Origin of the sequence: Reyranella sp. (assembly GCF_965227665.1) — a bacterium.
Classification (GTDB): domain Bacteria; phylum Pseudomonadota; class Alphaproteobacteria; order Reyranellales; family Reyranellaceae; genus Reyranella.
In genome coordinates, this window is the sequence record NZ_OZ245767.1 from 567,699 (window position 1) to 588,391 (window position 20,693).

The following is a 20,693-nucleotide window of genomic DNA, read 5'->3' on the forward strand; positions in this document are numbered from 1 at the left end:
GGGTAGCCCCCGGCATGGAAAGACCTGAACGGGTCAGAAGGTAAAGCGCGCAGGCCGTGCGAAGCCCGGCAGCAAGGGCGTGCCGGCATCGAACAGCGGCCGTCCCGACATCACCCCGCCCTGCTTCACGAAGAGATGCGCGACGCCGAGCGCGCCGCTCGGATCGGCAATGACCGTGGCCAGCCGGCCGCCCTCGGCAAGCTGGTCGGCGATGGCTTGCGGCACTTCCGGCACCGCGCCCTCGATCAGGATGATGTCATACGGGCCAGCCGCTGGGGCGCCCTGCTCGGCCGGCCCGGCCACCAGTTCCACCCCGGTGACGCCCAGTTCCTGCAGAGTCTTCCGGGCCGCGGCAGCGAGGCCCGCATCGGCCTCCACGGCCACGACCGACTTGGTCAGCCGTGCGAGGATGGCCGCCCCGTAGCCCAGGCCGGCGGCCACGACCATCGCCTTGTCCTCGGCCCGCGGCTGCAGCACCTGGATCAGACGCGCCAGAACCATCGGCTCCATCATGAAGCGCCCGTTGCCCAGCGGCACGTCGTCGTCGGCATAGGCGACCGAGCGCAGCCCTTCGGGCAGGAAGCGCTCGCGCGGCAGCTCACTGAGCCCCGCCAGCAGCCCGGCATCGTTGACCCGGTTGGGCCGGAGCTGCCCGTCCACCATGTTGCGTCGCGCGAGCGCGAAATCCGTCATAGGCTGCCCCCTAGATGTAGCGGCGGTTATATAGGCGGCGGCGCATGAAAGCGTCAAAGGTCTCTCCGTCGCGCCCGCTTGACCGGTCCGTCACACCATGAGTATAGCACCGCGCGCTTTCGTGCGGCCCGGTAGCAAAGCGGCTATGCAGAGGACTGCAAATCCTTCCAGGCCGGTTCGACTCCGGCCCGGGCCTCCACGAATGCACAAGCAAGAGGTCTTGCATGAGCGGACACGCTCTGTCACAAGACCGCGCCTCGCGGCAGAGTTACCGCCGTCGCGACGAATTCCATTCCGGAGTAGCTCAGCGGTAGAGCAGGCGACTGTTAATCGCCCGGCCGTAGGTTCGATTCCTACCTCCGGAGCCAATTGGGGGCCGTTCTCGAAAGGGAGCGGCCCCTTTTCGCTTGTGGGGTGCATGTCATGCCGTCCGTCGCGCTGCCCGGTGAAAAGGCCGAACTGCTCGAAAGAGCCGTGGCTTTCCAGGGCTATTTCCGGCTCGCCCGTTACCGGTTTCGCCACAGCCTCTATCGCGGCGGCGTGAGCGGTGCGTTCGACCGCGAAGTCTTCGAGCGTGGCCAGGCCGCCGCCGTGCTGCCCTACGACCCGGTGCGCGACGAAGTCGTCCTGATCCGCCAGTTCCGCGCCGGCACTTTCGCCGCCGGCCGCCATCCCTGGTGCTGGGAGATCGTGGCCGGAATGCTCGAGGACGGCGAAACGCCCGAGGAGGTCGCGCGGCGCGAGGCTGTCGAGGAAGCCGCCGTGGAGATCCTGGATCTCGTGCCGCTCTACAGCCTCGTGCTGAGCCCCGGCGCCTGCTCGGAAACCTGCACCATTTTCCTCGGGCGAATCGATTCGACCGGCATCGGCGGCGTCCACGGCCTCGACACGGAGAACGAGGACATCCTCGTCAAGGCGATGCCCTTCGCCGCAGCGCTGGCGCTCCTCGCCCGCGACGAGATCGACAATTCGGCCGCCGTGATCGCGCTGCAATGGCTGGCGCTCCACCGCGACGAGCTGCGAAACCGCTGGCGCTGAGGCGCCGCCCTACTCGTAGAGAAATCCGACCGGCTTGCCCTGGGTACGCTGAGGTCGCGACTCCTTGCGGGTGATGATGCGGCCGGCCAGCCCGTCGATCTCGTCGCGCTGCGCCGCCGTCCAACGGCGAAGCCCGTCCATGCCGTTCAGGAGGCCGAGGCGGAGGAGCTGAGTATTCTCTCCGAGCCCGACGAGCGTCGCCGAGTCTTTCCCGGCGGTGACCGAATCCCCCGTCGCGAGTTCGAACCGCTTGCCCGCCCCGTCCTTGAATTCGGCGGTGCCGCGAATGACGCGATGGACCACGACCTCGCCCTTTCCCAGCCCTGTGATGTCGGCGGCGCCGGCCGCGCTCTTTGGCAGGAGGGACTGGCCGCGCGGGTCGGTGGCGATGATGTGGCCGGTGACGAGGTGGCCGCTCGGGCCCTCGATGCCGAGATCGCGCACATGGACGGGCATTGCCGACGTCACGATCCCGGCCGGCAGCGGTCGGTAAAGGGCGTCGAGCGACAGCGGGTCCTGGACCCAGAAGGCGGCCGCCTGCGGGCGGTCGTGGAACGGATGGCTCCAGGCCAGACGCGGCGTCTCGGCCTCGTCGATCTCATCTGCGTGAACCACCGTCGGGTTGGGAAAGGTCGTCGGCTCGGTGATGAAAGCTTCGATGAACTTGCCCGAATAGCCCATGGAGAGCGGATCGGGCACGACCGTCTGCGGGGTCTTGAGGTTCGCTTCCGTGGGCAGCCCGGACCAGCTGTAGGAACTCTGCCGGTGTACGATCGCGCTCTGCAGGATCAGCGCCCCCGGCCCGACATGGTGCAGCAGCCCGTCATAGTCGAACGTGAACAGGCCCGACGTGACCAGCACGAGCTGGAAGCCACCCGGAGGCAGGTGAAGATGGAAATCAGTCGGCCCGGCATCCGGCCGGTAGATCGGCAGGTTGGTCGCGACCTCCTGCAGCAGGAAGGCCTCGTTGTTCGCGTGGAAGCCGTTGGTCACGCGATTGTAGAGCGCCTGCGGCCGATAGATCGGATCGTAGGTGGCGTCGCCGTCCCGGTCGATGGCCACGAAATCCTGATGATTGAGACGGATGGGATCGCCGTTGGGATGAACGAGGCTCTCCCAGTTCGAATGGACAGCAGCAGGCGCACTCATGGGACCTTCCGATCTGGGCCCCTGCAGGGCGCACGAGCCCGGCAGAGATCATGCGAATTCCGGGCCAACCAAGCCGCCAAACGGTATCGTCCGGTTGCGATTCCCCCTGCTCCCTGTCTACGGTCTCGCCGGGGGCGGCGCAGGGTCAGCGGAGCGAGTAGGTCATGAACGTCCGGTCGGGTTTTATCGATAGCATCGGCAATACGCCGCTGATCAAGCTGCGCGCCGCATCCGAGGCGACGGGCTGCAACATCTACGGCAAGGCCGAGTTCCTCAACCCGGGCGGGTCTGTGAAGGATCGCGCCGCGCTCGCCATCATCGAGGACGCCGAGAAGACCGGCAAATTGAGGCCCGGCGGCGTCATCGTCGAGGGCACGGCCGGAAATACCGGGATCGGCATCGCGCTGGTGGCCAATGCCCGCGGCTATCGTTCGGTCATCGTGATGCCCGAGACCCAGAGCCAGGAAAAGAAGGACATGTTGCGCCTGTGCGGCGCCGACCTGCGCCTCGTCCCGGCCGCGCCCTACTCCAATCCCAACAACTATGTCCGATTCTCCGGCACGCTGGCCGAGGAACTGGCGGCCAAGGAGCCGAACGGCGCGATCTGGGCCAACCAGTTCGACAACACCGCCAACCGGGACGGCCATTACCGCACGACGGGACCGGAAATCTGGGACCAGACCGACGGCAAGGTCGATGGGTTCACCTGCTCTGTCGGCAGCGGTGGCACCCTGGCCGGGGTGGCGCGGGCCCTGAAGGAGCGCAATCCCGAGATCAGGATCGCGCTCAGCGATCCCATGGGCTCGGCGCTGTTCAACTGGTTCGCCAAGGGCGAGCTCAAGGCCGAAGGCAACTCCGTCACGGAGGGCATTGGACAGGGTCGTGTCACCGCCAATCTGGAAGGCACGCCGATCGACATGGCCTACCAGATCACCGACGAGGAGGCCCTGCCCGTCCTGTACGACCTGATCGAACACGAAGGCCTCGTGCTGGGCGGCTCGTCCGCGATCAACGTCGTGGGTGCCATGCGGCTCGCCCGCGAGCTGGGCCCGGGAAAGACCGTCGTCACCATCCTGTGCGATGGCGGCAGCCGCTACCAGTCCAAGCTCTTCAATCCGGCATTCCTGCGCGAGAAGAACCTGCCCCTGCCGCGCTGGATGGCCTGAGCGAGTCCGCATGAGCCGGGTCGTCGTCTGCGGCAGCCTCAACATGGATGTCGTCGTGCAGAGCGCGCGGCGGCCCACGCCCGGCGAGACGATCCTGGGCGCGGAAGTCTCGTTCCTGCCGGGCGGCAAGGGCCTGAACCAGGCCATCGCCTCGGCGCGCCTCGGCGTACCCACGGCGATGGTCGGCGCGGTTGGCGACGACGCCTTCGCCAACAGCCTGCGCGGCTTCCTGGCCGACAACGACGTCGACAGCACCGGCGTGACCGAGGTCGAGGGGCCGGCGACCGGTGTGGCGTTGATCCAGGTGGCTGAAGGCGACAATTCGATCACCGTCGCGTCCGGCGCCAACATGCACTTCGCGGCCTCGATGCTGCCCGACGAGCCGCGACCCGACGAGGTGTGGGTGGCGCAATTCGAGACGCCGCTCGCGGCCACTCAGGCGATCCTTGCCCGCGCCCATGCGGCCGGCGCCCGCACCGTCCTCAACCTCGCGCCGTACACGGAACATCCGCCAGAACTGCTGAAGTCGGTCGACGTCGCGGTGCTGAACGAGATCGAACTCTCCCAGGCGACCGGCACCAGGCTCGACGCCTCCAGCGCGACGGACGACGTGGTCGCGGCCTGCAATGTCCTGCGCCAGCGCGGCGCGCGGGCCGTCATCGCGACTCTGGGCCCACGCGGGGCGATCTGCGTCAGCGCGACCGGCGTCGACACGATCCCCGCTTTCCAGACGAAGGTCGTCGACACGACCGGCGCGGGCGACTGTTTCGTGGGCGCCCTCGCCTCGCGACTCGCCGCGGGGCTGACGCCGGCAGAGGCTGCCCGGTTCGCCAGCGCCGCGGCCTCTTGCTCCGTCGAACGTCTTGGCGCCGCGCCCGCCATGCCGACCGGCGACGAAGTTGCGGCGCGTCTGGCGAAAGCCTAAATCCCGGTCATGGTCGAAGAACTCTTCAGGCAGGACGCCTACATCAAGGAAGCCGACGCCACCGTGACTGCCGTCGAGGAGCGCGGCGTGCGGCTGGACCGCTCGATCTTCTATCCGACGGGTGGCGGTCAACCCGGCGACACCGGCCTGCTGCGCTGGGACGGCGGCGAAGCCAGGATCGTCGACTCGGTGAAGGCCGACGGCGGCGACGTGCTGCACGTGCTCGCCCCCGACGCGCCGCGCCCAGAGGTCGGGACGAAGGTTCACACGGTGCTCGATTGGGAGCGCCGGCATCTGCACATGCGCATGCATACGGCACTGCACGTGATGTCGGCCGTCATCAAGGGCAACGTCACCGGCGGCCAGGTCGGCGTCGACAAGAGTCGCCTCGACTTCAACCTCGAGGGCGAGGTGCCGACGAAGGAATGGGTGACCGAGGAGGTCAACAAGCTGATCGCCCTCGACCGTCCGGTGACGCAGCAATGGGTTACCGACGAGGAGCTGACCTCACGCCCCGAGCTCGTGAAGACGATGAGCGTTCGGCCGCCGATGGGCGCGGGCCGCGTCCGCCTCCTGTCGATCGAGGGTGTCGACCTGCAGGCCTGCGGCGGCACCCACGTCGCCCGCAGCGGCGAGATCGGCCGCGTCGAATGCATCAAGGTCGAGAACAAGGGAAAGATGAACCGGCGCTTCATCATCGCGCTGGCTTAGGAGAAATCACGATGGACTACGCAAGGCCCGACGCCCTCGTCAGCACCGACTGGCTCGCCGCCCGCCTCGACGCCCCGGACGTGCGCGTCGTCGACGGCTCGTTCTACCTGCCGGCGCAGAAGCGCGATCCCAAGACCGAGTTCGTCCATCAGCACATTCCGGGCGCGGTGTTCTTCGACATCGACGAGATCGCCGACACGACGAGTCCGCTGCCGCACATGCTGCCGCCGCCGGAGAAGTTCTCCGCCCGCGTCCGCAAGCTGGGGCTGGGCGACGGCAACAAGATCGTGATCTACGACACCACGCCGATGACCGGCGCCTGCCGCGTGTGGTGGATGTTCCGCGCGATGGGCTACAAGGACGTGTCGGTCCTGAACGGCGGCCTGCCGAAGTGGATGAGCGAGGGCCATCCCGTCACCGACGATCCGACGCCGCCCCGCGAGCGCCACTTCACGTCGCGCCTCAACAATTCGCTGGTCCGCTCGGTGGACGACGTGCTGAGCCTGATCGACAGCAAGCGCGAGCAGATCGTCGACGCCCGCGCCGCCAACCGCTTCCGCGGCGAGGTGCCCGAGCCGCGCGCCGGCCTGCGCGGCGGCCACATGCCGGGTGCCTTCAACCTCCCCTATAACGAGCTGCTCGATCCCGCGACCGGCACGATGCTGCCGGCCGACAAGCTGGCGGCCCGCATCGCCGCCTCCGGCATCGATCCGTCGAAGAAGGTGACCGCGAGTTGCGGCTCCGGCGTCACCGCCTGTGTCATCGCGCTGGCCCTCTATCTCACCGGCTCTCCCGAAGCCGCGGTCTATGACGGCTCGTGGACGGAATGGGGCGGACGGACCGACACGCCCATCGTCACCGGACCCTGACTGCAGCATGCGGTGCATCTGCTGCGCTGCCCTCGTGGGCCTGATCGCAGTCACTGCAACGCCCGGTGCCGCAACCAACCTATGTACAATCGACCGTGTCGAGCGAACGGCACACGGTGTGAACATCTTCTTCAGCGCGATGCGGATTCTGTCGATCAATCGCCCTGGGTCGGAGCATCGAACCGTCCTCGTTGCCGATCCGAAGGCACGCGAGGCGGTCGGAAGGGACCGGCTGGGCCCCTTCCGAGGGGCGTCGCTTTTTCCGGACGACCGGGTTCTCATGCCTTTCGGCGATCACCAATGGTGCGAGGTCAACGTATTCGCCAAAGACGGAAAGGTGGGTGTTGACGTGACCTTATGGGAGACCAGGGTCGGCGGACACGCGGGCACTCTTGGTGAACCCCGGCTTCAGTCTTTTGCACCTGAGTAACGGCTAACCCACGCTGCTGCCGAAGGTCTAATGCTGGCCGCCAGCGCGCAGCCTGTGCCATAATCGAATCATGACCTCGAAGAAAACTTATACCCGCCCCGACACCGTTTTGGCCGTCTCGGGCCGCGACCCGGACAACAACTTCGGCATCGTCAATCCGCCCGTCTATCACGCCTCGACGATCCTCTCGCCGACGATGGACAAGTTCGAGAACCGGATTCCATTCGAGGGCTTCGGCTACGGCCGCAACGGCACGCCGACGCAGAAGGCGCTGGAAGACGCCGTCGCCGCCATCGAGGGCGCACATCGTTCCATCGCCGTGCAGTCGGGCCTGGCCGCCGTCACCGGCGCCATCGTGGGCTTCCTGAAGACCGGCGACCACATGCTGGTGACCGACAATGCCTACGGTCCGGCGCGCCGCTTCGCCAACACGACGCTGAAGGGCTTCGGCGTCGAGACCACCTACTTCGACCCGATGATCGGCGCCGAGGGTATCGCCAAGCTGATGCGGCCGAATACCAAGGTCCTCTATCTCGAGGCGCCGGGCTCGCAGACCTTCGAGGTCCAGGACGTCGACGGCATGGCCGCGGTCGCCAAGAAGGCCGGCGCGACCGTGATGATCGACAATACCTGGGCGACGCCGCTCTACTTCAAGCCGTTCGACCATGGCTGCGACATCTCCATCCACGCCGGCACCAAGTACATCGTCGGCCACTCGGACGCGATGATGGGCATCATCTCCTGCGCCACACGCGAGATGTTCGAGATCGCGAAAACGGCCTGCCAGTCCTTCGGCTTCCACGCCGCGCCCGACGACTGCTACCTTGCGTTGCGCGGCCTGCGCACCATGGGCGTGCGCCTGCGCCACCATGAGAAGAGCGGCCTCGAGATCGCGAACTGGCTGAAGACCCGGCCCGAGGTCGACAAGGTGCTGCACCCCGCCCTGCCCGACTGCCCCGGTCACGAGAACTGGAAGAAGCAGTTCCAGGGCTCGTCGGGCCTGTTCTCCTTCACGCTGCGCGACGGCATCAAGCGCCCCGCGGTGGCGGCCATGCTCGACGGCATGGACATCTTCGGCATGGGCGCGAGCTGGGGCGGCTACGAGAGCCTGATGATCCCGGCCCACCCCGACCAGTACCGCACCGCCGTGCCGTGGCCCGAGGGCAAGCAGCTCCTGCGCGTCCACATCGGCCTCGAAGACGTCGAGGACCTGAAGACGGACCTGGCCGAAGGCTTTGAGCGCCTCAACCGCGCGCACAACGCCTGATTCAGGCACCGCGGTTAGCTCAGGCGTTACACTCCCAAACCTCATGCTGAGGAGGCTGCGCATCAGCCGTCTCGAAGCACGGGCACCAGCACCACGTCTGTGCCCATCCTTCGAGACGACGCACTGCGCGCGTCTCCCCAGGATCAGGTCGTGCGGTGATCTTCGAGTTCGAAACCTCTAGCCGCCCCGGCACTCGCCGCAGACGCCCGTCACTTCCAACGTCATGTCGCGCGCGGTGAAGCCGCGGCGGGTGGCGCTGGCGGAGATGGCGTCGGACAGGCCGTCGCCCTCGATCTCCTCGGCGTTGCCGCACTCGCTGCAGATCAGGAAGAAGCCGCGATGGGCCTCGCCCGGATGGCTGCAGCCGACGAAGGCGTTCATGCGCTCGATGCGATGGATCAGGCCGTTCTCGATCAGGAAGTCGAGCGCGCGGTAGACGGTGGGCGGCGCCGAGCCCAGATCCTCGTTGCGCAGGCTGTCGAGCAGCGCGTAGGCGCCGACCGGCTTGTGACTCGACCAGACGAGTTCCAGCACCCGGCGGCGCAGCGGCGTGAAGCGCAGGTCCTTGGCGGCACACAGTTTCTCCGCCGCGGCGATCGCGTCCTCGACGCAGTGCTCGTGATCGTGGGCATGCCCGGTGGGCGCCGCTTTGGCTGGTTTCTTCAAGGGACTTCCGATTTGCCAACCGAGGAGGTGGCGATTATACGCGCCGTTCCTTCCGGAGGCCAAGGCTCGCCCCTGTGCCCAATGGAGCCCCAATGACGACCCCAACGACCTACCAGCAACCCGAAATCGACGCCGCCCTCTCCGTCATCAAATTTGATGCGCAGGGGCTGGTGCCGGCGATCGCCCAGCAGCACGACACCGGCGAGGTGCTGATGATGGCCTGGATGGATCGCGACGCCGTGGCCGAGACGATGCGCACGGGCCGTGCGTGCTACTGGTCGCGTTCGCGCAAGGGCCCGTGGCGCAAGGGCGACACGTCAGGCCATATCCAGACACTGGTGGAGCTACGCGTCGACTGCGACGGCGACACGCTGCTGGCGCTCGTCGACCAGACCGGCGTCGCCTGCCACACCGGCCGTCACAACTGCTTCTTCCGAGCGGTGCGCGGCGGCGTGCTCGCGGAAATCGCCCCCATCGAAATCGACATGGAGAAGGAAAAGGCTTGAGCACTCTCGCATCGACGCGCCGCGGCTTCCTTCTCTCAGCCACCCTCCTGCCGCTGGCCGCCTGCGCCACGACGCCCTCGCCCCGGCACACGCTCTCGCCGCGCGGCGACCGTCTGGTCGCGCTGATCCAGCGGACCGGCCGGGACAACATGACGGCGCCCGAGGCCTTTACGCTCATGGGCATCACCAATCAGGGCCGTGACATTCCGGTGCGCCAGCTGGCCGACGACGGGCCCGACGGCCGCTACGTCGTGAACCTGGTGAATATCCGCCAGTATCACGAGTTCGTCTTCCAGCGCCGCCAGGGCGACGTGCTGATCCTTCATTCCGCCGATACGGCCTTCAAGCGACTGGTGAGCGTGCGCTACGCGCGCAACGGCAAGCCGACGGTGATCGCGGACACCGCGTTCGCGGAGCGGGATTTCCAGCAGCAGACCGCCTTTTGGTTCGACCGGATACCGGGTCGCTAGTATTGTGACGGTGAGATGACAATCACCGTCTCGGCTCCCTCCACCGCCCGCCGCACCCTCACCGTCTGCGGCGGCGCGCATGCCCTGCACGACGGATTCACCGATCTCCTGAACGTCCTCTACCCGCTGCTGCAGTCGCAGTTCGCCTTGAGCTACGGCGCCATCGGCGCACTCAAGACCTGCTACTCGGGCGCCATGGCCACCGGCCAGATCCCGTCGGGCCACCTGGCCGAACGCTTCGGCGGTGTCCGAATCCTGGCCACCGGCACGATGCTGATCGCCGCCGGCTATTGCCTCGCGGGCCTCAGCGGCTCGCTCTACGGCGTCATCGCCGGGCTGCTCCTCGCCGGGCTGGGCGCCAGCACGCAGCATCCCATCGGCTCCAGCCTGGTCGCCGCCGCCTATCACGGCCCGCGTTCCCGCACGGCGCTCGGCACCTACAATTTCACCGGCGATGTCGGGAAGGTCCTGTTGCCGGCGCTCTTCGCGCTGATCGCGGCCTCGCTCGGGTGGCAGCAGGCGCTGGTCGTCATGGCCGCCCTTGCCGTCCTTGGCGCGGGCATCATCCTTGCCTCACTGAAGCCCATCGTGATGCACGGCACGGCGGAACCGTCGAAGGCTGTCGCCGGACAGGACCGGCCCTGGGCCTACTGGCTCCTGTTCTCGATCCACATCGCCGACGACCTTGTGCGGACCGGCTTCCTGATCTTTCTGCCGTTCCTGCTGCGCGACAAGGGCGCGGACCTGCCGACCATCGGCCTTGGCCTGTCGCTGATGTTTGCGGGCGGCGCCGCCGGCAAGCTGGTCATGGGCTGGGTCGGCCAGAAGCTGGGCGTCGTGCCGTCGGTCCTGCTCAGCGAAGCTGCCACGACCCTGCTCATCCTCGCCGCCCTGCCGCTCTCGCTCGAGGTCGCGCTGCTGCTGCTGCCCGCCGTGGGCCTGGTGCTGAACGGCACCTCGTCCGTTCTCTACGGCACCATCCCCGAATTCGTGAGCCCGGAACGACGCACCAAGGCCTTCGCCGTCTTCTACACCGGCGGCTCCGTCGCCGGCGCGACGGGTCCGCTGCTGTTCGGCCTGTTCGGCGACGTCGTCGGCCTCACGACGGCGCTTATCGCCGTCGCCTGCGTCGCGCTGACGACGTTGCCGATGGTCTGGGCGCTGCGGCCGGCCTTCGCCGACGATTGACGCTCAGGCGCCCTGCCAGACCGGTCCCATGGGCTTCAGCCTGATGCCCTTGCGCAGGTTCTTGTAGGGCATATCGACCGGATCGGTGATGTGGGCGCCGGTCGAGCGCACGACCAGGATCGTTTCGGCGATCGGCTGGAAGTCGGCGCGGAAATGGACCGTCGACTTCAGCGCCAGGATCGGCACGTCAGACGGCTCGACGCCGACGGCGCGGAACATCTCCTGATCGGCGGCCTGCACCCGCTTGCTGGCGATTACGGCCGAGACGCCCGACGCCTCGTCCGTCAGCAGCGCCATCGGCCCGATCTGGAACTTGGCGCCGCCATAGAACGGGCCGGTGCCGGTGAAGACGCCGTCGCTCAGCTTGACCACGCGCCAGTCGGCTTCGACCGGCTTCTCGCCGCCATAGCCCACGACGGCGCCGATACCGCGGCGCATCACGTTGCCCTCGCCTGCCTCGACCGCCGCCTTGGCCGCGCCTTCATCGACGATCATGCCGATCACGGCCCCCTTTGCCTTATGGCGCATCAGGGCCGACAGCAGCCCGATCGTGTCGGAAGTGCCGCCCGCGCCGGGATTGTCCTGCACGTCGGCCAGCACGATCGGCTTGGTGGCGTTCTTCGACAGCTCGAGGGCTCGAAGCGCGGCCTGGTCGGGATCGAGCAGTTCGCCGTCGAACGCCTTCTCCTGCGCCTTGACTGTGGCGGCCAGCTTGTCAGCCGCCGCCTCGACCGCTTCCTTGTCGTGGCCGTAGACGACCAGCGCCGGGCCGCACTGGGCGATGTCGGCCGGCGGGAAGCCCGGCGTATGCGTCACGCTGACGATTCCCTGATTGTGGCTCTTCTCGCCGGCCTCAAGCTCGCCCACCAGGTCGAAGATGGCCTTGGCCGGCTCGATGAAGGTGCACTGCCAGACCAGCGGGATCAGGAAGTCGAGCTGGCGATAGGCGCGATAGACCGGCCGCTTCTCGCGCAGCAGCTTGTCGAGGAGTTCGATCGCACGGCTGCCGGTGACCGCCATGTCGATATGCGGGTAGGTGCGATAGCCGACCAGCGCCGTGGCAAGCGTCGCCATCTCGGGCGTCAGGTTGGCGTGGTAGTCGAGGCTGGCGACGATCGGGAGCGCGTCGCCCACGAGGCCGCGGATGCGGCGCAGCAGCTCGCCCTCGCCGTCCTCGGTATTCTCGGCGACCATGGCCCCGTGCAGGTCGAGATAGATCGCATCGAACGGTCCGTGCTTCTTCAGGTCCTCGTCGAACAGCGCCCACATCTTCTCGAAGGCGTCCTCGGTCACGTAGGAGGCCGGCGCTGCCGCCGCCCAGGCCAGCGGCACGATCTCGTGGCCCAGTTCCGTCAGTTTCCTGACGGCGCCCGCGATCGGGATGTTGAAGCCTTCGACCCCGGCGATCATTTCCGGACCGCGCAGCAGCGGCGGCCAGGCATCGGCGCGAACGAACTCCTCCCAGGTCGCCTGCTGAGGCGCAAACGTGTTCGTCTCATGCTGAAAGCCACCAACCGCGATCCGCGCCATTCCAAGTCTCCCCGACGGGTCCACATTCAATTCCCGCACCCTATCATCGATCGCGCTTGCAAACGCGACCTCGAGGCAGCGATTGCGGAACCCCGGCGTTGTGCCGCCATGCGCAGCATGTCCTGGCCAGCCTTCCTCAAGAATTTTCCGCAAGGTCATCTCGTCGTCGCGGTGGCGGTCGACGTGGGTGCCGATGAGATCGGGAGCCGCCGGCTTCGCGGTCTTCGCGATCTCCTTCATCGCGTCATCGGCCGCATGGCCTCGTCGAAAGGCGGCTTTGCCCTCACGGTTTCCAGGGCGGCTGGATTCCCCGAGATTCTGTGTGGTTTCGAGATGCAGGGCGACGCCGATGCCCTCGTCGCGCTCGGCAATGCCGAGCCGACGGATCGCTATCCGGGATTTGCCACCCAGCGTGTCTTCGATCTCGACACCGCGATGGAGGCCGCGCTTGGCGCGGGTTTGCTGAGCGATGGGGACATCGACCAGCGCTGAACGTTGCAGATGGACGTGCAACTTCCTTTCCGTATTATCCTGTCAAATACCTGAAGGCCCGCAGGTATCCGGTTTTGCATCTGCGAGTCCCCCAGCCCTCCATGCCCTTGTTCGCTTCATCGTTCGCCCGCCGCACGATCGCCTTTCTCGCCGCCGGCGTTCTTGCGCTCCTGGCGATCGTCGCCGTTTCGGCCTGGCTCTCCGTTCGCACGGCCCAGCACGCCGAAGAGGCCGTGGTGGAGCGCGACATACGCGCTCTCACCACCAATCTCCTGGCGGCGACCATCGACGCCGAGACGGGTCAGCGCGGCTATCTGCTGACGGGCGAAGCGCGCTATCTCAATCCCTTCGAGCGGGCCCAGCCGCGACTGCGGCGAGACATCGGCACCCTGCGGGAGCTCGTCGCCAGAGACCCCGCCCAGCTGGCCGCGGTCAACGAACTCTCCGAGGTGCTCGATGCCAAGATGGCGGAGCTGACGGAGACCATTGAACAGGCAAAGGCGGGCCAGCGGGACGCCGCGATCCAGACCGTCCTGTCGGATCGTGGGCGCCTGCTGATGGAGAAGGCGCGGACCCAGCTGGCTCACCTGATCTCGACTGCGGAAGGCAGGGTGGCCGCCCGTCTGGAGGCCGTGACCGACGGCGCGGAGCTTCTCACCTGGGTGACCGCGGCGGGCAGTCTCCTGATCGTTCTGTTCGCCGCCGGCGCGTCCTGGACGGTTGTTCAGTACACGCGGGACCTGGTGGCCGCGCGGTCCGAACTGCAGGCCCTCAACGTCGGTCTCGAGGAGCGTGTGGCGGAACGCACCGAGGCCCTGACCCGCGCCAACGACGAGATCCAGCGCTTCGCCTACATCGTGAGCCACGACCTGCGTTCGCCGCTGGTCAACATCATGGGCTTCACCAGCGAGCTGGAAGCCGCCATGAAGTCGGTCGGTCCCTACGTGGCGGGCGATGCCACCCTTGCCAGCAAGGCGCGGCTGGCCACGGAGGAGGACATTCCCGAGGCGCTGCGCTTCATACGGGCCTCGACCGGCAAGATGGACGGGCTGATCAACGCCATCCTCAAACTCTCCCGCGAAGGGCGGCGAGAGCTGCGGGCGGAGTCTGTCGATCTCGTGGCCTTGTTCAAGAACGCCGCCGCCAGCGTTCGACATCAAACCGAAGAAGTCGGTGCCGAGATCGCCGTCCCTTCATCCGCCCCGGCCCTCGTGACCGATCGACTGGCCATGGAGCAGGTCATCGGCAACGTCGTGGACAATGCGGTGAAGTATCTGGCACGCGACCGGCCGGGGCGCATCGTGATCACGACCGGCGAAACGGCCCGACGCGTGCACATTGACATCACGGACAATGGCCGCGGCATTGCCGAGCAGGATCACGAGCGCATTTTCGAACTGTTCCGGCGCGCCGGGGCCCAGGACCGGCCCGGCGAGGGAATCGGCTTGGCGCATGTGCGTGCCCTGGTTCGTCGGCTGGGCGGCGATATTACCGTGCAGTCCGAACTTGGTCGCGGTACGACCTTTCGGATAGATTTGCCGCGGCGGCTCCGGCTCAACGAAAACTCAACGACAAGGTAGAGGCTGCGAATGAACGCAAAGCCCGTTTCCATCGTCATGGTCGAAGACGACGAAGGCCATGCCCGGCTGATCGAGCGGAACATCCGCCGCGCCGGCGTCAACAATGAGATCGTCGCCTTCAAGGACGGGACCTCGGCACTGGCGTACCTGTTCGGTGCCGACGGAAGCGGCGAGGAAAGCAGCGCGCGCTCGCTCCTGATCCTGCTCGACCTCAATCTGCCCGACATGACCGGCGTCGATATCCTGGCGAAGGTCAAATCGAATACGCATCTCAAGCGCTCGCCGGTCATCGTCCTCACGACGACCGACGACCAGCGCGAGATCAAGCGCTGCTACGACCTCGGCGCCAACGTCTACATCACCAAGCCCGTCAACTATGAGAGCTTCGCCAACGCCATCCAGCAACTCGGACTTTTCCTGTCCGTGATGCAGGTTCCGGCAACCGACTGACGATGGAACAGGTCAGGGTCCTCTACATCGACGACGACGCGGGTATCGGCAGGCTGGTGGAACGCGCGCTGGCGCCGCACGGCATCGGGATCCGCCATGTCGGCTCGGGTGACGAAGGGCTCGCGCTCCTGGCCAGCGAGAAGTTCGATGCCATCGCACTCGATCACAACCTGACAAACGAGACGGGCCTCGACGTGCTGGCCAAGATCCAGCGCGTCACCGTCGACCTGCCGGTGGTCTATGTGACGGGGTCCGAGGATGCGCGCGTCGCCGTCGCGGCGCTGAAGGCCGGCGCCGCCGACTATGTCTGGAAGGATGTGCAGGGCCACTTCCGCGAGCTGCTGGGCTCGGCCATTCGGTCTGCCCTGCAGCAGCAGCGGCTGAGGGCCGAGGCCGAGGAGGCCCAGCGCACGATCCGCGAGGCCCGCGATCGTGCCGAATTGCTGTTGCACGAGGTCAATCACCGCGTTGCCAACTCGCTGGCGCTGGTCGCGTCGCTCGCCCGGCTGCAGGCCAACGCCGTGCAGGACGAATCGGCACGCAGCGCCCTGCTGGAGATGCAGGCGCGCATCATGGCGGTCGCGGGCATCCATCGACGCCTCTACACTTCATCCGACGTGCGCATCGTCGAACTCGGCTCCTACCTGATGAGCCTGATCGACGAATTGAGCGCCGCCATCGACGCCGCCGACAAGAAGAACACCGTGGTCCTGCATGCCGACGCCGACATCCGCGTGCCCACCGACAAGGCGGTGTCGATCGGCGTGATCGTCACCGAACTGCTGACCAACGCCTACAAATACGCCTACCCCGCCGCCATGCGCGGCGAGATCCGGGTGATCCTCCAGAGGATCGGCGAAGACACCGTCTCGCTCGCCGTCGAAGACGATGGCGTCGGCTGGAAGGGCACCGGCTCGGCGCAGGGCACCGGCCTCGGAACGCGTGTCGTCACCGCGATGGCCGCCAACCTCCAGTCCAAGGTCGAGTACGACACCGGTGTCGAAGGCACGCGTGCCAGCCTGCGCTTCAGGCTGTAGGCCAGCGCGTTCAGCGCGGTTGCGAGCCGCCCTTCCGTTCATCCTGTTTGCCATGGTGGGCTGCAGCAGCCCTGGCCCGTGGCAGAAGCCCGGCGCCATGCAAGCCGAAGCCGCGACCGAACTGGCTTCCTGCCAACAGGAGGCCAAGGCCGCCATCGAGCGTCTCTACTCGTTCAGCTTCCCCTACCCTTACCCGCTGGGCTGGAACGGCGGCCGCCAGGTCGGCTATCTCGAATGGCAGCAGCGCGTCGAGACCTTCAAGTCCTATGAGGAATCCCGGCTCGCAACCGCCTGCATGCAGGCGAAGGGATACCGGGAAGCCGGGTAGCGTCAGGCGTCGCCTTTGCCGGTCGCGTCCTCGATGGCCTTGAGCAGGACCGGCCAGTATTCCTCGCCATGTCCCAGTTCGACGGCGCGCTCCATCACCTCGCGCGCCACATCGGCGCCGAGGGCCGGCACGCCCGCCTGCTCCGCCATGTCGATCGCGTAGCTCAGATCCTTCAGAGCATATTTCGTCGAGAAGGCGCGCTCCGGAAAGACTCCGGTCAGCAACGCCTTCATGCCGTGATTGCGCAGTGCGAAGGAATCGGCCGAGCCCTTGGTCAGCGTCTCGAACAGGACCTTGCCATCGACGCCGTTGGCGCGGGCGATCGAAAGCCCTTCGGCCAGCGCCACCACGGTCTGGAACAAGATCATGTTGTTCAGGATCTTGACCGTCTGGCCCGCACCGACATCGCCGCAATGTGTGACCTCGCTCGCCATGTGGCGCAGCAGCGGCGCGATGCGCTCGAAGGTCGGCGTCGTCGCGCCGACCATGATGGAGAGCGTTCCGTCGATCGCCGCCTGTCGCGTGCGCGCGACCGGGGCATCGGCGAAGGCCGAGGCCTTGCCCTGGAACTCCTCGTAGAGGCGTCGCGCCAGGATCGGCGGGGCGGTGCTGAGATCGACCACAGTCCAGCCGAGCTTGGCCTTCGAGGTGAGGCCGCCGGGCCCCATGCAGACTTCCTCGACCTCCCTGCCGCCCGGCAGCGACAGGAAGATCGTGCGGCAGCTTTCCCCGATCTCGTCGACCGAGGCCGCCTTCACGCCGTCGGCCGCCAGCCTCTCGAGAGGCGCCGTGTCGCGATCGGCAGCAAGCACGGTCATGCCGCTCTTGCGTGCAAGATTGCGGCACATGGGCTCGCCCATGGTGCCGACGCCGATGAATCCGATCATGTCCGTCATGTCAGTCCACGATGAAGAGTTTGGCGCCGGTTTGCGTGCTCGACCGATGGCCAAGCGTGTTGTCGGCCACCTGATAGCTCTGGCCCTGCTTCAGCGTGACCGTGCGGCCATCCGCCAGCTCGGTCGACAGTTCACCCTCGAGCACGAGCAGGATGTGGCCCTTCTGGCACCAGTGATCGGCGAGGTAGCCGGGCGTGTATTCGACGATTCGCACGCGGATGTTGTTGAACGTTTTGGTCCGCCAGAACGCCTTGCCGGTCTCGCCCGGATGCTCCGTGCGCTCGACGGTTTCCCAGTCGGTGGTCCCGAAGGGTATCTCGAACATCAACATGCTTGCTCTACCACGCTTCAGTAAGTGCGATTGATCGTGCGACAGGATAGCGAACAGCGCCTTCCCTGTCGGCATTGACCGCCCGTAAGGGATAGACGAAAACGTCAACATGATCACTGCAAAATCGACGCTGCGCCGCCAGAACAAGGCCAAGCGTATCGAGCGTGTCGGCAAGCTGGCGCGCGGCAAGTTCGTGAGCCCGGACAAGGTGCCCGAGGTGTTGCGCCGCATCATCGAGCCTGGCGACATTCTGTGCCTCGAGGGCGACAATCAGAAACAGGCCGATTTCCTCGCCAACCAGCTCGCGACGCTCGACAAGAAGGATCTGCGCGACATCCATCTGGTGATGTCCTGCATCACCCTGCCGGCCCATATCGAGCTCTTCAAGAAGGGCATGATCAAGCAGGTCGACTTCTGCTACGCCGGCCCGCAGGGGACCGCCGTCGCCGATCTGGTGAAGGCCAAGAAGTTCCCGGTCGGCGCGATCCATACCTACAACGAGCTGTATGCGCGCTATTACATCGACCTCACCCCGCGCGTGGCGCTGATCGCCGCCGCCCAGGCCGATCGCAAGGGCAACCTTTTCCTCGCCGCCAACACCGAGGAGACGCCGGCGATCGTCGAACCGACCGCCTTCTCCGACGGCATCGTGTTCGCCCAGGTCAACGAGATCGTCGACAAGCTGCCGCGCATCGACATCCCGGCCGACCAGGTCGACTTCGTGGTGCAGGCCCCCTACCCGATGCACCTGCAGGCGCTGTTCACGCGCGACCCGGCCGCCATCACCGACGTCCAGGTGCTGATGGCGATGGTGGCCCTGCGCGGCATCTACGAGAAGTACGAGGTCCAGTCGCTGAACCATGGCGTCGGCTTCAACACCGCCGCCATCGAGCTGCTGCTGCCGACCTACGGCGAGCGGCTCGGCCTCAAGGGCAAGATCTGCAAGTACTGGATGGTCAATCCGCTGCCGACGATGATCCCCGCGATCGAGTCCGGCTGGGTCGAGAGCGTCTTCGCGGTCGGCGGCGAGGTTGGCATGGAGCGTTACACCGCGGCGCGCTCCGACGTGTTCTTCACTGGACGCGACGGCAGCTTCCACTCCAATCGCGCCATGGGCCAGCTCGCCGGCCACTATGCCATCGACATGTTCATCGGCGCCTCGCTGCAGATCGACATCAACGGCAACTCCTCCACCGTCTCCAAGAACCGCATCACCGGCTTCGGCGGTGCGCCCAACATGGGCTGCCAGCCGACCGGCCGCCGCCATCCGACGAAGGCGTGGCTCAAGGCCGGCGCCGAAGCCAATCCCGGACCGGGCTCGCCGCCCGGCCGCAAGCTCGTCGTGCAGATGGTCGAGACCTTCCAGGCCGGTCGCGTGCCGACCTTCGTCGAGGAACTCGACGCGACGGACCCGAGCATCCGCAAGGCGCTGCACGGCGTCACGCCCGTGATGATCTATGGCGACGACGTGACCCACATCGTCACCGAGGAAGGCATCGCCAACCTCGCGGCCTGCCGCTCGGTCGCCGAGCGCCAGGCGGCCATCCGCGCGGTCGCCGGCTACACGCCGGTCGGCCTCAAGCGCAAGAAGCGCGAGACCGAGGATCTTCGCGCCCGTGGTATCGTCCAGCTGCCCGAGGATGTCGGCGTCCGACCGTCCGAGGCGAGCCGCAGCCTGCTCGCTACGCAGGACATCAAGGGCCTGGTGCGCTGGTCCAACGGGCTCTACGACCCGCCCTCGCAATTCGTCGACTGGTAGGACCCAGCACCATGGAAAAGTTCGCCAAGTCCTTCCCGTCCAAGCCGCTCGGCGCGAAGACCGCCAAGCCATGGTCTCTCGCGGGCGTCGTCGGCTCGGGCAATCTCGAAGTCCTGATGGAGCGTGGCGGCAAGCCCTCCGACGCGATGGAGTGCCACGTCGAAACCTCGATCCCCGGCTACAAGGCGTCCTGGCTCGCGGCCCTCGCCGACTTCGCCCACCACTATCCGGCCGGCGGGACGAAGGTCACGATCAACGACCAGGGTGCCCCGCCCGTACTCGTCAATCTGCGCCTGCGCCAAGCCTACGACCATCTCACCAAGGGCGACAAATGACCGGCGCACCTCTTTTCCACGAGCTGACCGCGCGCCAGCGCATCGCTTCCCTTGCCGACAAAGGCTCCTTCGACGAGCTGCTGCCGCCGCCGGAACGGCTCACCAGCCCCTACCTTGCGCAGCTCGGCATCCCGGTCTCGTTCGACGACGGTCTCGTGATCGGCCACGCCAAGATCGGCGGCAGGAAGGTCTACCTCGCGGCCCAGGTCGGCCAGTTCGTCGGCGGCGCCGTCGGCGAGATCCACGGCGCCAAGCTCACCGGGCTTTTCAAGGCCGCGGCGCGAGACAAGGTGCCCTGCGTGCTGATCGTCGAGAGCGGCGGCGTGCGCCTGCACGAAGGCTCGTCCGGAGAGATTGCCATCGCCGAGACGATGCGCGCGATCTTCGAATGCCGCGCCCTGAAGGTACCGACCATCGCCGTCATCGCCACCGATATCGGGGCCTATGGCGGTATCGGCATCCTGTCGACCTGCTGTGACTTCCGCGTCATGACCGAGCATGGGCGCCTCGGCATCTCCGGCCCGATCGTGATCGAGAAGTGGATGGGCAAGAAGGCCTACGACTCGGCCAATCGCGCCCTGGTCTGGAAGACGAGCGGCGGCAAGACCAAGTACCTGCTGGGCGATGCCGATGCGCTGGTCCATGACACGGCCGACGCGGTGCGGGACGGCATTTCCAAGCTCCTCGGGAAGTCGAGCGCCGTCAGCCTCGCCTCCCTGAAGGCGCGCCAGAAGGAACTGGAGAAGCGGCTGAAGAAGTTCGGCGCGGCGACCGATCCCGACGCCGTTTGGAAGGGCATGGGCGTTCGGAACATCGAAGCTGCGTCGCTGGCCTCCGGGCCGGAATTCGTCGCCCTCGCCAAGCGTGGGAAGTAGGT

General features: G+C 66.8%; 23 protein-coding genes and 2 tRNA genes. 19 read left to right on the forward strand and 6 right to left on the reverse strand.

Translation table 11 applies throughout. From position 1 onward, the window contains the following. Positions 1 to 33: 33 nt before the first annotated feature. On the reverse strand, positions 34 to 693 hold the full coding sequence (locus tag ACO07I_RS02760) for a protein-L-isoaspartate O-methyltransferase family protein (RefSeq protein WP_422014073.1): 660 nt from the start codon (positions 691 to 693) through the stop codon (positions 34 to 36). A gap of 125 nt (positions 694 to 818) precedes the next feature. On the opposite strand from ACO07I_RS02760, the gene ACO07I_RS02765 reads away from it, so the two are divergent. From ACO07I_RS02765 to ACO07I_RS02775, 3 genes are all read left to right on the forward strand, one after another. Next, a tRNA-Cys gene (locus ACO07I_RS02765) sits at positions 819 to 892 on the forward strand. Positions 893 to 986: 94 nt separating this feature from the next. Further along, positions 987 to 1,061 (forward strand) — tRNA-Asn (locus ACO07I_RS02770). A 55-nt stretch (positions 1,062 to 1,116) separates the two neighbouring features. Beyond that, positions 1,117 to 1,731, forward strand: coding sequence for an NUDIX domain-containing protein (locus ACO07I_RS02775; protein WP_422014075.1), 615 nt, complete (start codon positions 1,117 to 1,119; stop codon positions 1,729 to 1,731). A 9-nt stretch (positions 1,732 to 1,740) separates the two neighbouring features. Here ACO07I_RS02775 and ACO07I_RS02780 read toward each other — a convergent pair whose 3' ends face one another. Then, positions 1,741 to 2,880: a hypothetical protein gene (locus ACO07I_RS02780; protein ID WP_422014077.1), complete on the reverse strand. Its 1,140-nt coding sequence runs from the start codon at positions 2,878 to 2,880 to the stop codon at positions 1,741 to 1,743. 164 nt (positions 2,881 to 3,044) lie between these two features. On the opposite strand from ACO07I_RS02780, the gene ACO07I_RS02785 reads away from it, so the two are divergent. The 5 genes from ACO07I_RS02785 (at position 3,045) to metC (ending at position 8,248) form a co-directional block, all read left to right on the forward strand. After that, entirely contained in the window at positions 3,045 to 4,046 is a 1,002-nt protein-coding gene (locus ACO07I_RS02785) for a cysteine synthase A (protein WP_422014079.1), read from the forward strand. Positions 4,047 to 4,056: 10 nt separating this feature from the next. Further along, positions 4,057 to 4,971, forward strand: coding sequence for a ribokinase (locus tag ACO07I_RS02790; RefSeq protein ID WP_422014081.1), 915 nt, complete (start codon positions 4,057 to 4,059; stop codon positions 4,969 to 4,971). A gap of 9 nt (positions 4,972 to 4,980) precedes the next feature. Beyond that, the gene (locus tag ACO07I_RS02795) at positions 4,981 to 5,682 is read left to right on the forward strand and encodes an alanyl-tRNA editing protein (RefSeq protein ID WP_422014083.1); all 702 of its coding nucleotides are present in this window, start codon (positions 4,981 to 4,983) and stop codon (positions 5,680 to 5,682) included. Positions 5,683 to 5,693: 11 nt separating this feature from the next. After that, positions 5,694 to 6,551, forward strand: a complete 858-nt coding sequence (gene sseA, locus ACO07I_RS02800) for a 3-mercaptopyruvate sulfurtransferase (protein WP_422014085.1) — start codon at positions 5,694 to 5,696, stop codon at positions 6,549 to 6,551. Between the two features lie 500 nt (positions 6,552 to 7,051). After that, positions 7,052 to 8,248 carry a cystathionine beta-lyase gene (gene metC / locus ACO07I_RS02805; protein WP_422014087.1) on the forward strand — a complete coding sequence of 399 codons (1,197 nt, stop codon included), beginning with the start codon at positions 7,052 to 7,054 and terminating at the stop codon, positions 8,246 to 8,248. Positions 8,249 to 8,425: 177 nt separating this feature from the next. Here metC and ACO07I_RS02810 read toward each other — a convergent pair whose 3' ends face one another. Then, positions 8,426 to 8,914 carry a Fur family transcriptional regulator gene (locus ACO07I_RS02810; protein ID WP_422014089.1) on the reverse strand — a complete coding sequence of 163 codons (489 nt, stop codon included), beginning with the start codon at positions 8,912 to 8,914 and terminating at the stop codon, positions 8,426 to 8,428. Positions 8,915 to 9,006: 92 nt separating this feature from the next. Between ACO07I_RS02810 and hisI the strand changes: the two genes are divergently transcribed. Genes hisI through ACO07I_RS02825 form a run of 3 tightly spaced genes read left to right on the forward strand, consistent with a single transcriptional unit; the run spans position 9,007 to position 11,078 of the window. Next, complete coding sequence (gene hisI / locus ACO07I_RS02815) at positions 9,007 to 9,420, forward strand: phosphoribosyl-AMP cyclohydrolase (RefSeq protein ID WP_422014091.1); 414 nt, start codon at positions 9,007 to 9,009, stop codon at positions 9,418 to 9,420. After that, positions 9,417 to 9,890 carry a hypothetical protein gene (locus tag ACO07I_RS02820; RefSeq protein ID WP_422014093.1) on the forward strand — a complete coding sequence of 158 codons (474 nt, stop codon included), beginning with the start codon at positions 9,417 to 9,419 and terminating at the stop codon, positions 9,888 to 9,890. Before hisI ends, ACO07I_RS02820 begins: the two co-directional genes overlap by 4 nt. A gap of 15 nt (positions 9,891 to 9,905) precedes the next feature. After that, complete coding sequence (locus ACO07I_RS02825) at positions 9,906 to 11,078, forward strand: MFS transporter (RefSeq protein WP_422014095.1); 1,173 nt, start codon at positions 9,906 to 9,908, stop codon at positions 11,076 to 11,078. A 3-nt stretch (positions 11,079 to 11,081) separates the two neighbouring features. Here ACO07I_RS02825 and ACO07I_RS02830 read toward each other — a convergent pair whose 3' ends face one another. Further along, positions 11,082 to 12,608 (reverse strand): M81 family metallopeptidase, encoded by a 1,527-nt coding sequence (locus ACO07I_RS02830; RefSeq protein ID WP_422014097.1) that lies wholly within the window; start codon positions 12,606 to 12,608, stop codon positions 11,082 to 11,084. On the opposite strand from ACO07I_RS02830, the gene ACO07I_RS02835 reads away from it, so the two are divergent. From ACO07I_RS02835 to ACO07I_RS02855, 5 genes are all read left to right on the forward strand, one after another. Next, entirely contained in the window at positions 12,576 to 13,100 is a 525-nt protein-coding gene (locus tag ACO07I_RS02835; RefSeq protein WP_422014099.1) for a hypothetical protein, read from the forward strand. The two genes, ACO07I_RS02830 and ACO07I_RS02835, sit on opposite strands and share 33 nt — an antisense overlap. Before the next feature lie 101 nt (positions 13,101 to 13,201). Then, positions 13,202 to 14,680 (forward strand): sensor histidine kinase, encoded by a 1,479-nt coding sequence (locus tag ACO07I_RS02840; protein ID WP_422014101.1) that lies wholly within the window; start codon positions 13,202 to 13,204, stop codon positions 14,678 to 14,680. Between the two features lie 9 nt (positions 14,681 to 14,689). Further along, complete coding sequence (locus ACO07I_RS02845; protein WP_422014103.1) at positions 14,690 to 15,130, forward strand: response regulator; 441 nt, start codon at positions 14,690 to 14,692, stop codon at positions 15,128 to 15,130. Between the two features lie 2 nt (positions 15,131 to 15,132). Beyond that, the gene (locus ACO07I_RS02850; RefSeq protein ID WP_422014105.1) at positions 15,133 to 16,167 is read left to right on the forward strand and encodes a sensor histidine kinase; all 1,035 of its coding nucleotides are present in this window, start codon (positions 15,133 to 15,135) and stop codon (positions 16,165 to 16,167) included. Between the two features lie 97 nt (positions 16,168 to 16,264). Next, entirely contained in the window at positions 16,265 to 16,495 is a 231-nt protein-coding gene (locus ACO07I_RS02855) for a hypothetical protein (RefSeq protein ID WP_422014107.1), read from the forward strand. 2 nt (positions 16,496 to 16,497) lie between these two features. On the opposite strand, the gene ACO07I_RS02860 is transcribed toward ACO07I_RS02855, so the two are convergent. Next, the gene (locus tag ACO07I_RS02860) at positions 16,498 to 17,391 is read right to left on the reverse strand and encodes an NAD(P)-dependent oxidoreductase (protein ID WP_422014109.1); all 894 of its coding nucleotides are present in this window, start codon (positions 17,389 to 17,391) and stop codon (positions 16,498 to 16,500) included. A 1-nt stretch (position 17,392) separates the two neighbouring features. Next, positions 17,393 to 17,722, reverse strand: coding sequence for a DHCW motif cupin fold protein (locus ACO07I_RS02865; RefSeq protein WP_422014111.1), 330 nt, complete (start codon positions 17,720 to 17,722; stop codon positions 17,393 to 17,395). A gap of 109 nt (positions 17,723 to 17,831) precedes the next feature. Here ACO07I_RS02865 and mdcA point away from each other — a divergent pair, with 109 nt between their 5' ends. From mdcA to ACO07I_RS02880, 3 genes are read left to right on the forward strand one after another with little or no spacing between them, the layout of a single operon-like run. Next, complete coding sequence (gene mdcA, locus ACO07I_RS02870) at positions 17,832 to 19,481, forward strand: malonate decarboxylase subunit alpha (RefSeq protein WP_422014113.1); 1,650 nt, start codon at positions 17,832 to 17,834, stop codon at positions 19,479 to 19,481. An 11-nt stretch (positions 19,482 to 19,492) separates the two neighbouring features. Next, positions 19,493 to 19,816 (forward strand): malonate decarboxylase acyl carrier protein, encoded by a 324-nt coding sequence (locus tag ACO07I_RS02875; RefSeq protein WP_422014115.1) that lies wholly within the window; start codon positions 19,493 to 19,495, stop codon positions 19,814 to 19,816. Continuing rightward, entirely contained in the window at positions 19,813 to 20,691 is an 879-nt protein-coding gene (locus ACO07I_RS02880) for a biotin-independent malonate decarboxylase subunit beta (protein WP_422014117.1), read from the forward strand. The genes ACO07I_RS02875 and ACO07I_RS02880 overlap by 4 nt, the downstream gene beginning before the upstream one ends. Positions 20,692 to 20,693: the final 2 nt, after the last annotated feature.